Here is a 14,535-nt window from a genome sequence, read left to right on the forward strand (position 1 = left end):
GAGCGCGTGGTGGGGGTGGGGCTGGGTGCCGGAACAGAATCGGGTACGGGTCGAGCCGGCACCGGGGCTGCCGCTGTTGGCGTCCCGGCTGACGCCGGCCGTGCCGCCGGAGCCGGTGGTGGCCCGGCCCCGGCTGCTGCGCCGCTTGGACGAGGGCAGCGGGGGACCGGTCACCCTGGTGGCCGCCCCCGCCGGCTGGGGCAAGACCACACTGCTCGCCTCCTGGGTGCGGCTGGGTGGTCCGCCGCCCGACGTCGAGCCCGGCGCAGTCCTGCCCGACTCCGGTGACCTGTCGGTTTCGCCCGCTGACGACCCCGTCTCGGCCTGGATGTCGGTCGAGGCCGGCGACGACGGGGATCGACTCTGGGCGTACCTCGCCGCGGCGCTGCGGTCGGCAATCGGGTCGGCGGAGGACGGCCCGGTGCCCGACCGACCGCCGCGCCGCGACCAGCTGGAGGCGTTGGCCGCCACGCTCGCCGCCGCCGACCGGCCGGTGCTGCTGGTCCTGGACGACCTGCACCGGGTCGCCGACCCGGCGGCGTTGACCGGCCTGGAGTTCCTGCTGCGGCATGCCGGCCGGCGGCTCCGTCTGGTGATCGGGGCGCGGGCCGGGCTGCAGCTGCCACTGCACCGGCTCCGCCTCGCCGGAGAGCTGACCGAGATCGGCCCGGACGAGCTGGCGTTCACCGACGACGAGGTGGCCGACCTGCTCACCGCCCACGCCGCCGCACTGCCGGCGACCGCCGTGCACCGGCTGCGGGAGCGCACCGGTGGCTGGCCGGCCGCGCTGCGCATCGCGGCCCTGGCGATCCGCGGACAGCCCGACCCGGAGCGCTGGGTGGGGCACTTCGGCGGAGACCAACCGGAGATCGCCGGCTACCTGCACGAGGAGGTGCTGGCGACGCTCGACCCGGCCGAGGTGGACCTGCTGCGCCGTACCGCCGTCGTCGACACCGTCTGCGCCGACCTTGCCGAGGCCCTGACCGGCCGAGCCGACGCCGGGCAGGCGTTGGCCGACCTGGCCGGGACCGGCGGTCTGCTGCACCGGGAGGAGACCCGCCCGCCCTGGTACCGGTGCGAGTCACTGCTCGCCGACCTGCTCCGCGCCGACCTGGCCCGGTTGCCCGCCGACGAGCTGCGCGAGCTGCACGTCCGGGCCGCCGACTGGTACGCGGGCGCCGGCCGGCCCGCGGAGGCTCTGCGGCACGCCCTGGCCGCCGGACGTTGGGACCGGGCCGGCGACCTGTTCGTCACGCACTGGCCGGAGCTGACCCGCTACGACCGCGACCCGGTGCACGCCCCGGCACCTGTGCCGCCGGCGGCGGAGGTGATCCGCGCCGACCCGGAGACGGCGTTGGCCTGCGCCGCCGAGCGGGCGTACGCCGGTGACCTGACGGCGGCCACCGGTCACCTGCACGCCGCCGCCGGGCACGCCGCGGGCCTGCCGGTGCCGCGTCGGGACCGGTTCCTGCGGTTGGTCACCGCGCTGGAGCTGACCGTGGCCCGGCTCGCCGACGACCGTGGTGAGGTTCGGGCCGCCGCCGCTCGCCTGCTGCGCACCCGCCCGGCGCAAGCCACCCCGACCCGGGTGCCGGACAGCGCGCCGACCGGGGTGGTCAGTTCCGCCCCGACGGCCGCTGGCGGCGGGGCGGCCGACGACCTGGACCTGCGAGCGTTCACCGGCACCGCCCTGGGGTTGGCCGAGATGGCCGACGGCGCGCTGCCCACTGCGAGGTTCGTCCGGGCCCGGGCGGCGGCTCGGGAGGCCAACCGGCCGCGTACCGAACTGGTCGGCGCCAGCCGCGCCGCGCTGCTGCTCGCGGTGCGCGGCGAGTTGCGGGCGGCCGGGCAGGCGGCTCGGGACGCGCTCGGCATGCCCCCCGGCCGGGGCTGGTCGTGTCGGCTCGACTGCGGCTACGCGTACCTGGCTCTCGCGGTGGTGGCGTTGCTGCGCGACCAGCCCGACGAGGCGACGGCGAACCTCGCCCTCGCCCTCCCGGCGCTCGACGTGACGGGCGGCTGGTCCGGCAACACCGAGCTGGACGACGAATGGCTGGCCGTTGCTTCCGGCGAACCGGTGGCGGCGGCGGTGGCCGCCCTGTGCCGGGCTCAGCTCTGCCGCGACGCCGGCGACCCGGCGGCCGGCCAGCGGCTACTCGTCCAAGCTCGGGTGGCGGTGGCCGACCTGCCGTCCGCCGTCAGGTTGACCGGTCTGCTGCGGGCCGCCGAAGCCGAACTGCGTGCCGCCCGGGGCGACCTGGACTCCGCCCGCGACCTGCTGACCGGCGCCGCGGACGAGGGGGCAGACCCGGTGCTGGCGGTGACGTTGGCGAAGGTGCAGCTGCTGGCCGGCGACGCCGCCGCCGCCGAGCGAACCCTGCCTGACTGGCAGGCGCCCGCCGCCACGGCCTGGCCGTTACCGGTACGGCTGGACGCGGGTCTGCTGGACGCGGTGCTGGCCGAGCGCGCCGGGGACGGGCGCCGGGCCGGCCGGGTCCTGGAGCAGACGCTGGACCTGGCCGGCCCGCAGGGCTGCCGGAGGGTCTTCACCCGTGCCGAGCCGCCGGTGCGGGACCTGCTGGCGGCGCACCTGGATGCCGGCACCGCGCACTTCGCGCTCGTCAGTGACCTGGTGCGGGGCGCTGAGCAGCGCACCACCGAGCCGGCCGCCGGGCCGAGGGGCGGCCTCGACGAGCCGCTCACCGAGCGGGAGCTGACCATCCTGCGCTACCTGCAGAGCATCCTGTCCAACGTGGAGATCGCCAGCGAGTTGTCCCTTTCGGTCAACACGGTGAAGACCCACGTCCGCAACATCTATCGCAAACTCGACGCGACCCGCCGGCGCGAGGCGGTCCGGCGGGCGCGCGAGTTGCGGCTGATCTGAGCGGGTGCCGGTCAGGCGTTGGCGGCGGCGTCCGCAGCCGTCAGCAGATCGGGCAGGTCGTACCCGCCGTCGTGCCGGACGCCGTTGACGAACAGGGTGGGGGTGCCGTTCACCCCGCTGCGGATGCCCCCCACGAAGTCCCGGCGCACCCGGTCGGCGTGCGCACGGTTCTCCACCTCGGCGTTCAACTCGTCCGGCGGCAACCCGACCTGCTCGACGCCGAGCGACAGGTGCACCGGGTCGAGCTGGTCCTGATGCTCGTAGAGCCAGTCGTGCATCTCCCAGAACCGGCCGCGAACCCCGGCGGCCTCGGCCGTCTCGGCGGCGCGCTCGGCGTAGGGGTGCACGTTGGCGATCGGGAAGTAGCGGTAGACCAGCCGCACGGTGTCGGCCCGTTGCCGCAGCAACTCGTGCAGGTTCGGGTACGCGGCACCGCAGAACTGGCACTGGAAGTCGCCGTACTCGACGATGGTCACCGCAGCGTCGGCCGGCCCCCGGATGTGGTCATCGGTGGTCACCGGGTCTCGAAGTCGCGCGGTGACCTGCAAGGGTGTGCTCATCCGGCCATCACCTTCCGATCGGCGGCGAGTTGGTCCAACGCGTCGAAGATGCCGTCGGCGCCGGGGTTCACGTCGGGCGGCGACAGGTAGCTCCAGGTCACCGTCCCGGCCGGGTTCAGCACCACCAGCGCGCGCGCCGCCTCACCGTTCGACGTGTACGCGCCGTAGCTGCGGGCCACCTCGCCCTTCGGCTCGAAGTCGGCCAGCAGCGGGAACTCGATGCCCCGGCTCTCCGCGAACGCCCGGTGGGACCAGATGCTGTCCACCGACAGGCCGAGCACCGTCGCCTGGTACTGGGCGAAGACGGGTGCCGCCGACTGGTAGAGCGCCATCTGGTCACCGCAGACCGGGCTCCAGTCGGCGGGGTAGAAGGCGAGCACGACGGGCCGGCCACGGAACTGCTCGGGCCCAATGAGAGCCCCGTCCGGGGTGGCCGGCAGGGTGAAGCCGGGCGCGGTGCGTCCCGGTTGGATCAGCCCGTTCGGATCACTCATGCCACGAGCCTGCTCCCGGGGTGGGTGAGGCCGGCTCACCCACCCCGGGTGGTTCCGTGCCCGCTCAGCGCAGCACGGGGGCGACAGCGATGTGGTTCTGCACCTCTCGGATGCCCGGCGCGAACCAGGCCACCTGCTCGACCTCGGCCCGTTCGGGCATCGAGTGCACCAACCCGCCGAGGATCGCGGTGTCGCCGTGCACCCGCACGCTGATTCGTTCGGCCTCGGTCGCTCCGGCCCGGGCGAGCGCGTCGACGATCCGATCGGCCAGGTTGCGGCCGTCCGGCGCGGTGGCCGGTCGGACGGTGATGCCGTTGCTGACCCCCCGTACGCCGGTCAGTCGGGCGACCGCGCGTTCGGCGGCTCGGCGCTGGTACTCCCACTCGACGTCGCCGTGCAGCGTCACCCAGCCGGCCGAGACGGTGACCTGGAGCTTCTCGATGGGCACGAACGCGTCCCACTCCAGCCCGTGGCTCGCTGCGGCGGCCAGGTCGGCGTCGGCGCGCTCGGTGCTGTTGGTGAGCTGCACGGCCACGTCGTTGGCGACCGCCCGGACCGAGGTGACGCGGTGCGCGGCCCGTTCGGCGGCCCACTTCTTGGCGTAGCTGTCCACGCGGCCGGTCAGGGTGACGACGGCCTCGGCGACGGTCACGCCGATCTCGTGCGGCTGCACCCGAGGTTCCCAGGTCAGCTCATCGAGCACGGCGGACTGGATGTCCTGGTCGGTTCGGTTGATCTCCGCGATGGCCATCTGTCCTCCTCCGCTGTTGCGATGGCGGACCGGGTGGTGGTTGCGGCCGGAGGTCCGCCGTGCTGCCATCCTGCCGTCGCCCCGGGTGAGCCGCCCTCGCCCGAACCGGGTGACGGTGTGACCCGACCTGGGCGGCACGGCTGGTAAGCACGGACCAACATCGATGATGGGAGCGCTTCCAAAGCGAGGCGCTTTCGGTTACCGTAATTGCGTTCCTCGATCGCGGGAGCCGTCGCGTCGGGTGGTGGAGCCAGGGCAGCTCCGGCCGTCCCCGTCGTCGTGCTCGTCCCCCGGGCCACGGCGTCGTCCAGTCGATCGACCCCGTCCCCCGGGGTTTCATCCCGAGAGGAACCGCAGATGCGGAGACTCAGTCCGACGCCCCCCACCAGCGCGGACGTCCACTTCGGCCCTTGGCCCGCCCATTGACCGACACCCTGCGCGCACTCCGGCTGGTGGCCACCCAGACCCGGATGCCAGCACCTGCGCGCGCCACCGCGCAGGTGATCCGGACGGGACCCCGGATCACCACCGAGACACCGGTCCGCCGGGCCGCCTGAGGGGTCCGGCACCCGGCGGACCGGTCCAATCACCCCATCCACCTGCGCTGATCATGGAAGGTGCGGTGGGGAGGGTGGGCATGACTTCGGGCCCCACCCGACCGAGGTCGTGCGGGGCCCGTGGTGGCGCTGTCGTTCAGACGGCGGGGGAGTTGGGGCGGTCGACGTCGACGAACTCCACGTCGTCGACGGGGCGGTCGTCCCGGCTACCGGCTGCCCGCGCGGCGGAGCCGACGGCCCAACCAACCGCCGCGCCGACGAGCGCGGCGCCGATCAGAAGCGTCCAGGGCAGTGCCGGCTGGCGTCCGGCGAGCGCGTCGAAGGCCAGCGAGGCGCGGCGTCGCGCCTCCTCGGCGGCGGATCCCACCAGGTCACCCGCCCCCTCGGCGAGGTCGCTGCTGTTGCGACGGGCCGAGCGGGCAGTGCCCAGCACACTGTCTCCGGCGGAGCTGACGGCCGAGAGCAGGTGCTCCCAGGCCTGGTCCGCGATCCGCTCCGGCTTGCTGCGGCGGTCCAGCAGGTTGGTTCCGAACATCGTGGTTACCTCCTCAGGTGCCGAAGCCGCCGGCCACTTCGGACTTCGGCGTCTTTCCAGCGCGTCACTGTGTCGCCTACCCCGCAGTGCCCCGCGTCAGCCGGACGCAAACCCCGACCGCCGCGGAGCACCGGTAACTCCACGCGCCGTCAGCGACGCGTCGACTCAGCGCACCGCTGACACGGTGACGGCGCTGGCGAAGTCGTCATCGTCGTCATCGTCGTCTCCGCCACCGAAACCGCAGGCCAGGACAAGGGCGAGCAGAACGCCGACGCCGGCCAACCCGGCAAGTCGCTTGATCATCGAAGATCCTCTCCGTCACGGTGGGTGTCCCGGCCGATGCTAGGGCGCGTGGGCAACCCGTGGCGCGGATCGCGCCGGTCGACGGCGGGCGACACGCCGACGGCGCACGGGGCAGGCGTACGACAGGGGCCGGTTGTCGGGTGTGCCGCGTCCGGACCGCTACCCTGGTTCGGCGGCGCGTCGGTCACGACCGATCGTCGATGCTCGGATAACAAAAAGTCTTGAGTAATCAGATACTGAAAAGTGCGGATATGGGCGGCTTTTTGGGCCCGGATCCGCGAATTGCTCATCCCGAGGGGTGGCGACCGAGGCCGTCGGAGGAATACTCTCGGTCGCGGCCCGCGTACTGATGAGACGCCCGGGGGACGGGCGGGTGGAGGTGCTCGCGTGAGCCTGTCGATCGTGAAGTCGGTTCTGTCCGGTGGTGTCGTGGAGATCGCCCCCCGGGGCGAAATCGACGTCGACACAGCGTACGAGGTGCGCGAAGCGATCGCGGAGGTGCTGGCCAAGGGCCGCCCGCTGCGCATCGAACTCAACATGAGGCTGGTCACCTTCATCGACTCGGTCGGCATCAGCGCCATGGTTGCCGGCTTCCAGACGGCCGAGGTCAGCGACGTCAAGCTGGTCGTCACCGAGCCGAGCCGGTTCGTGCACCGGCAGCTCTGGGTGACCGGCCTGCTCGGCCTCTTCGGTGCCCCGGAGCCCTACTTCGCCGGCGCCGCCACCCCTGAGGTGCTGCCCGGCGCCTGAGCGCGTCGGCACCGCCCTCAGGGCTGCTCGTCCAGGCCGGTCAGGTCGATGTCGGTCGCCTCGGTGACCGCTCGGATGGCCGTCACCGACGCGTACCCGGCGGCCAGCAACGCCACGTCCGTGCCGGGCTGTGCGGCCTGCCCCGGCTCCTCCAGCGAGGTACGGATGAAGCCGTGGCCGGATTCGGCCACCGTCATCTGCACCTGACCGAAGCTGGCCAGACTGCCTCGCCGCACCCCACGCAGCTGCCCGTGCGGTAGGTCCGGGGCGTTCACGTTGAGCACGCTCTCCATCGGCGCGGAGGTCAACCGGGGGAGCAGGTCCAGGGCCACCCAAGCGGCGGTGCTCCAGTGCCGCTCGGCGTCGCGTACCTGGGCGGCGGCGTCCACCGCGGCGCCACCGCTTGCGGCAGTCGCCTCGCCGGCCGAGAGCACGTCGAGGGAGACCGCCATCGCCCGGCAACCGTTCGTGGCGGCGGTGAACGCGGCGCCCACGGTCCCGGAGTGCAACACCGCGCGGCCGGCGTTGGCGCCCCGGTTGATCCCGGAGAGCACCACCGACGGCGGTGGCCCGAACGCCCCGTGCAGGGCGATCAGCGTGATGAAGCCGGGAGACCCGGCCACCCCGTACGCCGGCACCCCCGCCAGGTCCGGCAGCGGGTGGTCGTGCACGACGACTCGCCCGTCGCGCTCCATGGCGCTCATCGCGGCGCTGGTGCCGCTCGCCTCCTCCATCGGCGCGGCGACCACCACGTCCAGTCCCCGCTGCCTGGCCGCCCAGGCCAGCGCCTGGATGCCCGGCGCCGCGATCCCGTCGTCGTTGGTGATCAGCACCCGCAGGGTCATCGCTCGGTCACCCGGTCGGCCAACTCGTCCGGGGTGGTCCGCTCCTGTTGCCGGCTGTCCGCCGGTACCAACCGGACCCGGTCCACCAGCCCGGTGATCGAATCCAGTCGTCCGGTGCCCAGGCCGTGCCGGGTCACATTCAGCGCGCCAGCGGCGGCGCCGGTACGGATGGCGGTCCGGATGTCCCCGCCCCGGGCCACGACGGCCGCCACTCCGGCGGTCATCGAGTCGCCCGCGCCGCGCGGGTCGGCGGCCTCCAGCCGGGGCATCTCGACCTGGAACAACTCCCCGTCGATGAGCGCCAGCGCCGGCTGGTCCGCGCGGCTCACCACCACCGTCTCGGCGCCGCCCGCGTGCAGCTCGTACATGGCCTGGGTCAGCTCCACGGTGTCGTCGCTGCGGGCGCGGCCGTCGCGGATCAACTCCTGGTGACTGACCTTGAGGAAGAACACCCCGCTCTCCAGCACCGAACCGAGGTGATCGCCGGAGAGGTCGACCACCACCCGGCCGCCGTTCGCGCCGAGGTCGGCGGCGAAGCGTCGGTACAGGTCGGCAGGTACGAGCCAGGGCTCATTCGGTCCACTGAGGATGCTCACCGAGGCCCGCAGGCCCTCCCCGAGGGCGAGGTTGTACAGCTCGTCGATCTCGTGGCGGCTCAGCGGCTGCCCGGGGACGTCGGCGATCTCCTGCCGGGAGCCGCCGCGGCGATCGTGCACGTACCCGCCGCTGCCGGAGTCACGGACCACCACCTTGAGGTCCACGCCCTCGCTGACCAGCAGCGGCTCCAGCACCTGGCCGATCTCGCCGCCGAGGGCGGCGCAGAGCACCACGTCGACACCGAGGGAGATCACCATCCGGGCCTGCCAGACGCCCTGCCCGCCGGGGTGCAGGTGCAGCTCAGGGTGGTCGTTGGGCTGGTCCACGGTCACCGTCAGCTGTGGAGTGGGCGCGAAGACCATCACGTGCCCGCTCATCGGTCGTCGCCGTTCATGGGGCCGCGCTCCGGCAGCTTCGGAAGATTTCACACCAACTGACCTTAATGGGGCAGGTGATGGCAGGTCACCGCATCGGCCCGGTCCGGTGCGCCGCTGGGTCCGGTCGGAGCGTTGCCAGCCGGACATCGGTACGGGACGATCGGGCGACCAACCACGGCGGGAGACGGTGTGCTCAGCAGCGATACCTTCAGCTACACCGTCCAGGCCCGGTCCTCAGCCGCGCAGGCGGCGGCGCTGCTCAGCGATCTGACCCGGCAGGGCGAGCTGCATCCGCTGATCGTCCGGGTCCGCCGGGTGCCGCCCCGGCCCGGAGCGCAGGCCAGCTACACGATCAACGACCGGCTGGTGGCCGGGCCGCTGCGCCTCCAGACCACCTACCACGCGGACGTGCTGATCAGCGAGGCCGACGAAATTGTCATGGTGGCCCGCCAGTGGCCGGCCACCACGGTGCGCAACCACACCCGACTGCGCGCCGAGCCGGACGGCCTGGTCCGCATCGACGTGGAGATCACCCTGACCGCGCCGAAGCCGCTTTTCCGCTACGCGTTTCGCCAGGCCCGAGCCGCCCACCTCGCCCTCGCGACCCGGCTGGGCGCGGCCCTCGACCGCACCGGCGAACCCCCACCCAGCTGACCCGCCGTCGCGCCGCGCTAGATCGTGGTTGCCCTGCGGGTGGCTACGACGGTGCGCCGTCGGCCCCACGGCTTGTAGGTGGAGAGCGCCGTTGCGATGATCATCAGGCTGGTCGACACCGCCGGCGCGATGACCAGGTCGGCGCGATCCCGTGCGGGCAGGGCGGCGCCGACCGCTCCGGCGTGGCGCAGGTTCGGGGTGAGCAGGAACAGCACCAGCCCGACCATCACCGTGGTGAGCACCAGCTTGACCAGCACCCAGCGGTGGCGCAGCAGACCCCACGGGGTGAGCAGCGAACTGGTGACTCCGATCAGCCAGACCAGGACGCTCAGCGGCGCGAACAGCACCGTGCCGACCAGGGCGGTGACCGGATAGACCACCGCCGGGTCGGCGCCCCGCTGCACGGCGATGCCGAGGGTGAGCAGCACCAGGTCGGTGCCGAGCCAGCCGAGCGAAGTGACGAGGTGCAGGGTGAGCAGCGCCTTGCGGGTGGTGGGTCGGATCCGAGGCATACCGCGATGCTGCCCGCCGGCCCTGGCCGGGGCGTCCGACGAGCGACGACATCAGGGGTACGCCCGGGGACGTAGCCCGGCACCGGACGCGCGTGATGCCTGTGAGTCATCACGACGACTCACAGGCATCACCACGCGTGGGTCAGTAGACCGACAGGTGTACGTGGTTGGTGTGGTCGGTGGACGGGGTGCCGTGCGCCCCGCTGTACGACTTCCACCCGCTGCTGGGCAGCCAGATCTGCCTGTACCAGATCACGTAGAGCACGGCGAGCCGGTCCGCGTTACGGATGAAGTACGCGGCCAGGTTGTTGCCGTAGGTCTTGTCGCCGCCGGTGGCGGCTCCGCCGAAGCCGCCCTTCTGCGCGGCGAAGTCGCAGGCCCGGCCCTTCGGGTGTTCACCAGAGCCGCTGGGACGGTGGCACGAGACGTACCGGGTGAAGCCCGCGGCCTTCGCCTGGTTGAGCGCGTGCAGGGTGCGCGGGGTGATGCAGCCGCTGGCCGGCGTGGGGTCGTTGACGCTGCACGACTCGGAGGGCCAGGAGCCGTCGGAGTTGCGCGGCGCGGCCGTCGCGTTGGCGCTGGAGGTGCCCCGGTTGGAGTCGGTGTCGGCGGTGGTCCGCGTCTTGGGTGTGGTGGCCACCGTCAGGGCCCGTTCGGCCTGTTCCTTGCGCTTGGCCATCACCGTGACCTGCTTGCGCTGTTCGATGATCTCGCTGTCCAGGGCGACCCGGGTGCGGTTGGCCTGGTCCTTGCTCTTCAGCAGGTCGCGCAGCACCCGGTCCTCGTTGGCGGCCACCGCGTCCAGCGCGGCCGCCCGGTCCATGAAGCCTTCCGGAGTGCTGCTGTTGAGCAGCGCCGACATCGCGCCGAGTCGACCGGTCCGGTACGCCACTTCGGCGATCTCACCGACCTTGCCGTTGCGCTGGTCGATCTCGACCTCGATGGTCTTCAGCTGGGTGGCGAGTTGCTGCTGCCGTTGTACGGAGGTGTCCAGGGCGCGCTTCGCGTCCAGGTAGCCCTTGCTGGCCGCCTCGAGTTGGGCGCGCAACGCCGGGGTGCCGCCCTCCTCGTCGGAGTCGGGTGCGGCGGCTCGCTGGCCGGTCGGGGGAGCGGCCGAGGCGGTGCCGGCCGGAAGCGCGACGCCGAGGGCGAACATCGCGACGATCAGGGCCGCCAGTCGGGCGGCGGGTGGTCGTGCTGGTGCCACTGCGCATGTCCTTCCGTCAGCCGCCGACCGGGTTAGCTGACGGGTTCGGGACGGAAGATCCCTACCGCTGACGCGGATGCACCCCAGGAACATGGTTCCCCGGTTCGCCCAGTTGGGCGATTAGGCGGCGACCGCCACCGGCGCCGGGAGGCGCCGCCTGGTGGAGGCCGGGACCGAGCCTACCGTTGCCGGTGGGGCGAGTGCAGTCGATGTGACGGACGGTGCGTGCGTCATCACCGAAATTTGTGACCAAAGTTGAGCAATGCTCCGAAAAGCCCCGTCACCACTCGATCGAGCCACACGCTCCGGAGGCGGCTCCGGGCTCGATCTGCAAGGTGGCGTGCTCGATGCGGAAGTCGTCATGCAGGGCCGTACGCGCCGCGGTGAGCACCGCGCCGACCTCCGCGCCGGGTGCCATGGTCAGGTGTGCGGAGGCCACCTCCATGCCCGAGGTGAGCGTCCAGACGTGCAGGTCATGCACCTCGACGACGCCGGGGACCGCGGCCAGCCGGTCGTGCACGGCGGTCACCTGGAGGTGTTCCGGTGCGGCCTGCACCAGGATGCGGATGGCGGCCCGGGCCAGCCGCCAGGTGCGCGGCAGGATGAACACGCCGATGGCGACAGCGACCAGGGGGTCGGCCCACCACCAGTCGGTGACGGTGATGAGCAGCGCCGCGCCGATGACGCCGAGCGAGCCGAGCAGGTCGCCGAGCACCTCCAGGTAGGCGCCCTGGAGGTTGATGCTCTCCCGGGCCCCGGCGCGCAGCAGGGTGAAGGCGGCGATGTTCGCGAGCAGGCCGAGCACGGCCACCGCGAGCATCGGGCCGGCGATGACCTGGTGTGGGTCGCCGAACCGGCGGAGCGCCTCGATCACCACGTAGATGGCGACGCCGGAGAGCAGGACGGCATTGGCCAGCGCGGCGAGCACCTCGAGCCGGTAGAGCCCGAAGGTGCGCTGCGGGTCGCCGGTGGCCCGCCGGGTCGCGGTGATCGCGGCGAGCGCCATCCCGATGCCGAGCACGTCGGTGAACATGTGCCCGGCGTCGGAGAGCAGGGCGAGTGAGCCGGTGTGCAGAGCGGCCACCGCCTCGACCACCATCAGGGTGGCGAGCAGCCCGAACGCCGCCCAGAGGCGACCCCGGTGCTGGTGTGCGGCATTGGCGACGGACCCATGGTGGTGGTCATGACCTGCGCCCACGAGAATCACCTTCCGCCGCCGGCCGGGACCCGGTCAAATGTATGCTCACATCGCTATGTGTGCAAGTGTACGTGCAGCGCCTCTCGCTGGCGGCAGTCCGGACATGTCAGCCGGTCGGGTCGACGGTGGTGAGCCGCTGGGTGGCCCGGGAGAGCGCCACGTACAGGGTGCGTACCCCGGCACCCGGATCCGCCCGGATCTCGCTCGGAGCGACCAGCACCACCCCGTCGTACTCCATGCCCTTGGCCTCCAGGCTGGTCACCACCTGGAGCCTGGGCGCACCGAGCGCGCCGAGCCAACCGGCGACCTCGTCGCGCCGGGGGACCGGCGTGATCACCCCGACCGTGCCCTCCACCTCGGCCAAAAGGCCGGCGGCGGCCTCCACGGTCGCGGTCTCCAACCCCGTCGCGGGCACCACCAGCTCGACCGGTTCGACCCCGGTGGAGCGGACGGCGGTCGGCAGCGGCAGTTCCGGGTAGAGCCGGCGGATCTCCGCCGCCGCCACCGCGAAGATCTCCGACGAGTTGCGGTAGTTCGTGGTGAGCGTGAAATCGTGTCGCTTGCGCCGCCCCAGCGCCTGGTCGCGGGCTCGGGTCAGCTCCTCCGGATCGCCGGTCCACGCGGTCTGCGCGGGGTCGCCCACCACGGTCCAGGAGGCCAGTCGGCCACGTCGACCGAGCATCCGCCACTGCATCGGCGAGACGTCCTGCGCCTCGTCCACCACCACGTGCGCGTAATCCCGGTAGTCCTCCGGCCGCTCCCGGGCCGCCGCGCGAGCGGCCCGCTGCCGTTCGCCGAGGGTGCTCAGCTCGCGGACACCACCGGAGAGCTGGAACGGATCGCGTCGCGCCCGGGCCGGCTGCGCGGGCTTACCGAGCAGCGCGTCCAACTCGTCCAGCAACGCCACGTCGGCGATGGTCAGCCCGGCCGAGTCCAGGTTCCGGTACGCGGCGTTGAGCAGCCGGATCTCCGCCGAGGAGAGGATTCCCCCGGCGTACCGGCGCAGCCGGTCCGGCTGCGCCAGCCAGCCGAGCACGTGCCGGGGGTGCAGCCGAGGCCACCACGCCTTGAGAAACTCCCGGAACTCCGACCGCTCGGCGATCTCCGCCTCGAAGGCCGGCTGCTCCGGCAGTCGACCGCTGCTCAGCTCACGGGCCTGCGCCCACAGCGCGGCGAACACCCCGTCGAACCCGGCCCGACGCACCTCGTTGCGCCGCGCACCGCGTTGCAGCGCCCGGTCCCGGATCCGGTCCAGCGCGGCCCGGTCCAGCCGCAGCAGCGTGCCCCGATAGAGCAGGCGCAGCTCACCCGGGCCGCCCGGCACCGCGTCGCGGGCCGCGCGCTCCAGCACCCGACGCATCCGCAGCGAGCCCTTCACCGCAGCCACCTCGGGCGGGTCGGTGCGGGTGGCGGTCATCCCCGGAAAGAGGGTGCCCAACGAGTGCAGGGTCGCGGTGTCCTCACCGAGCGACGGCAGCACGGAGCCGATGTACTCGACGAAGACCGACGACGGGCCGACCACCAGGATGCCGCCGCCCGCGTAGCGACTGCGGTCGGAGTACAGCAGGAACGCGGCCCGGTGCAGGGCGACGGCGGTCTTGCCGGTGCCGGGGCCGCCCGCGACGATCGTCACCCCGGAGCCGGGCGAGCGGATCGCCTCGTCCTGCTCCCGCTGGATGGTCGCCACGATGTCGCGCATGCCCCGACCGGTGGCCTTGGAGAGGGTGGCCAGCAACGCGCCGTCACCAACGACCGTCATCCCCTCCGGGGCGGCGTTCGGGTCCAGCAGGTCGTCCTCGATCCGGGTGACCCGCTCGGCGCGGGACTGGATGGTGCGACGCCGCACCACGTCCAGCGGCTGCGCCGGGGTGGCCTGGTAGAAGGCGGCGGCGGCCGGTGCGCGCCAGTCGACGACCAGCGTGACGGCGTCCTCGTCGCGGATCCCGAGTCGCCCGACGTGCAGCACCTGACTGTCGCGCAGGTCCAGCCGCCCGAAGACCAGCCCCTCGTGCTCGGCGTCCAGGGTGTGCCGCCGCTGCGCCGCGTGGAAGACCATCGCGTCGCGCTCGACAAGGGCACCGTGCGTGCCCACTCGCGCCATCCGGTAGCCGTCGCGCTCCGCGCGGACGGCCGACCGCCGCAGCTCGGCCAGTCGGGCATACACCCGGTCGAGGTGTCGTTGCTCGACGGCGATCTCCTGCTCCAGGCCGTTCTGGTCGGTCAACGCACGCTCCTTCAAAGGTCGCTGGCAGGCGGCGGAACCGCGCGAGCCAACCGCAGAAGGGTACGGCCCCGGGCTCGACCCGCCGCG

Annotated in this window: 15 protein-coding genes and 1 riboswitch; of the genes, 4 read left to right on the forward strand and 11 right to left on the reverse strand. The window is 72.8% G+C overall.

Annotation, left to right across the window (positions count from 1 at the left end; translation table 11 throughout):
* Positions 1–25: 25 nt before the first annotated feature.
* The gene (locus DLJ59_RS07180) at positions 26–2,884 is read left to right on the forward strand and encodes a winged helix-turn-helix domain-containing protein (protein ID WP_124771722.1); all 2,859 of its coding nucleotides are present in this window, start codon (positions 26–28) and stop codon (positions 2,882–2,884) included.
* Positions 2,885–2,895: 11 nt separating this feature from the next.
* On the opposite strand, the gene DLJ59_RS07185 is transcribed toward DLJ59_RS07180, so the two are convergent.
* From DLJ59_RS07185 to DLJ59_RS07195, 3 genes are all read right to left on the reverse strand, one after another.
* Positions 2,896–3,444: a DsbA family protein gene (locus DLJ59_RS07185; protein ID WP_124771723.1), complete on the reverse strand. Its 549-nt coding sequence runs from the start codon at positions 3,442–3,444 to the stop codon at positions 2,896–2,898.
* Positions 3,441–3,938, reverse strand: coding sequence for a redoxin domain-containing protein (locus DLJ59_RS07190; RefSeq protein WP_124771724.1), 498 nt, complete (start codon positions 3,936–3,938; stop codon positions 3,441–3,443). The genes DLJ59_RS07185 and DLJ59_RS07190 overlap by 4 nt, the downstream gene beginning before the upstream one ends.
* Positions 3,939–4,002: 64 nt before the next feature.
* Complete coding sequence (locus tag DLJ59_RS07195) at positions 4,003–4,689, reverse strand: BON domain-containing protein (protein ID WP_124771725.1); 687 nt, start codon at positions 4,687–4,689, stop codon at positions 4,003–4,005.
* Between the two features lie 410 nt (positions 4,690–5,099).
* Here DLJ59_RS07195 and DLJ59_RS36270 point away from each other — a divergent pair, with 410 nt between their 5' ends.
* Entirely contained in the window at positions 5,100–5,246 is a 147-nt protein-coding gene (locus tag DLJ59_RS36270) for a hypothetical protein (protein ID WP_158630800.1), read from the forward strand.
* Positions 5,247–5,382: 136 nt separating this feature from the next.
* Here DLJ59_RS36270 and DLJ59_RS07200 read toward each other — a convergent pair whose 3' ends face one another.
* Positions 5,383–5,781 carry a hypothetical protein gene (locus tag DLJ59_RS07200; RefSeq protein WP_124771726.1) on the reverse strand — a complete coding sequence of 133 codons (399 nt, stop codon included), beginning with the start codon at positions 5,779–5,781 and terminating at the stop codon, positions 5,383–5,385.
* Positions 5,782–5,946: 165 nt separating this feature from the next.
* A complete protein-coding gene (locus tag DLJ59_RS36275; protein ID WP_158630801.1) occupies positions 5,947–6,084 on the reverse strand; it encodes a hypothetical protein in 138 nt (45 codons plus the stop codon).
* Between the two features lie 387 nt (positions 6,085–6,471).
* On the opposite strand from DLJ59_RS36275, the gene DLJ59_RS07205 reads away from it, so the two are divergent.
* Entirely contained in the window at positions 6,472–6,834 is a 363-nt protein-coding gene (locus DLJ59_RS07205; RefSeq protein WP_030330302.1) for an STAS domain-containing protein, read from the forward strand.
* A 17-nt stretch (positions 6,835–6,851) separates the two neighbouring features.
* Here DLJ59_RS07205 and surE read toward each other — a convergent pair whose 3' ends face one another.
* Complete coding sequence (gene surE / locus DLJ59_RS07210) at positions 6,852–7,679, reverse strand: 5'/3'-nucleotidase SurE (protein WP_124771727.1); 828 nt, start codon at positions 7,677–7,679, stop codon at positions 6,852–6,854.
* Positions 7,676–8,653, reverse strand: a complete 978-nt coding sequence (locus DLJ59_RS07215; protein WP_208648583.1) for a PfkB family carbohydrate kinase — start codon at positions 8,651–8,653, stop codon at positions 7,676–7,678. The genes surE and DLJ59_RS07215 overlap by 4 nt, the downstream gene beginning before the upstream one ends.
* Before the next feature lie 189 nt (positions 8,654–8,842).
* On the opposite strand from DLJ59_RS07215, the gene DLJ59_RS07220 reads away from it, so the two are divergent.
* Positions 8,843–9,307, forward strand: a complete 465-nt coding sequence (locus DLJ59_RS07220) for an SRPBCC family protein (protein WP_124771728.1) — start codon at positions 8,843–8,845, stop codon at positions 9,305–9,307.
* 17 nt (positions 9,308–9,324) lie between these two features.
* Here the strand turns inward: DLJ59_RS07220 and DLJ59_RS07225 are convergent, their stop codons facing one another.
* From DLJ59_RS07225 to DLJ59_RS07240, 4 genes are all read right to left on the reverse strand, one after another.
* Positions 9,325–9,819 carry a DUF2269 domain-containing protein gene (locus DLJ59_RS07225; RefSeq protein WP_124771729.1) on the reverse strand — a complete coding sequence of 165 codons (495 nt, stop codon included), beginning with the start codon at positions 9,817–9,819 and terminating at the stop codon, positions 9,325–9,327.
* 142 nt (positions 9,820–9,961) lie between these two features.
* Positions 9,962–11,026 (reverse strand): coiled-coil domain-containing protein, encoded by a 1,065-nt coding sequence (locus DLJ59_RS07230; protein WP_425271398.1) that lies wholly within the window; start codon positions 11,024–11,026, stop codon positions 9,962–9,964.
* 5 nt (positions 11,027–11,031) lie between these two features.
* A riboswitch (cyclic di-AMP (ydaO/yuaA leader) is annotated at positions 11,032–11,163 on the reverse strand.
* A 143-nt stretch (positions 11,164–11,306) separates the two neighbouring features.
* Complete coding sequence (locus DLJ59_RS07235; protein ID WP_124771730.1) at positions 11,307–12,224, reverse strand: cation diffusion facilitator family transporter; 918 nt, start codon at positions 12,222–12,224, stop codon at positions 11,307–11,309.
* 106 nt (positions 12,225–12,330) lie between these two features.
* Positions 12,331–14,448 carry a HelD family protein gene (locus DLJ59_RS07240; RefSeq protein WP_124771731.1) on the reverse strand — a complete coding sequence of 706 codons (2,118 nt, stop codon included), beginning with the start codon at positions 14,446–14,448 and terminating at the stop codon, positions 12,331–12,333.
* Positions 14,449–14,535 lie beyond the last annotated feature (87 nt).

The sequence above is a fragment of the Micromonospora inaquosa genome (assembly GCF_003857055.1).
Lineage (GTDB): Bacteria > Actinomycetota > Actinomycetes > Mycobacteriales > Micromonosporaceae > Micromonospora > Micromonospora inaquosa.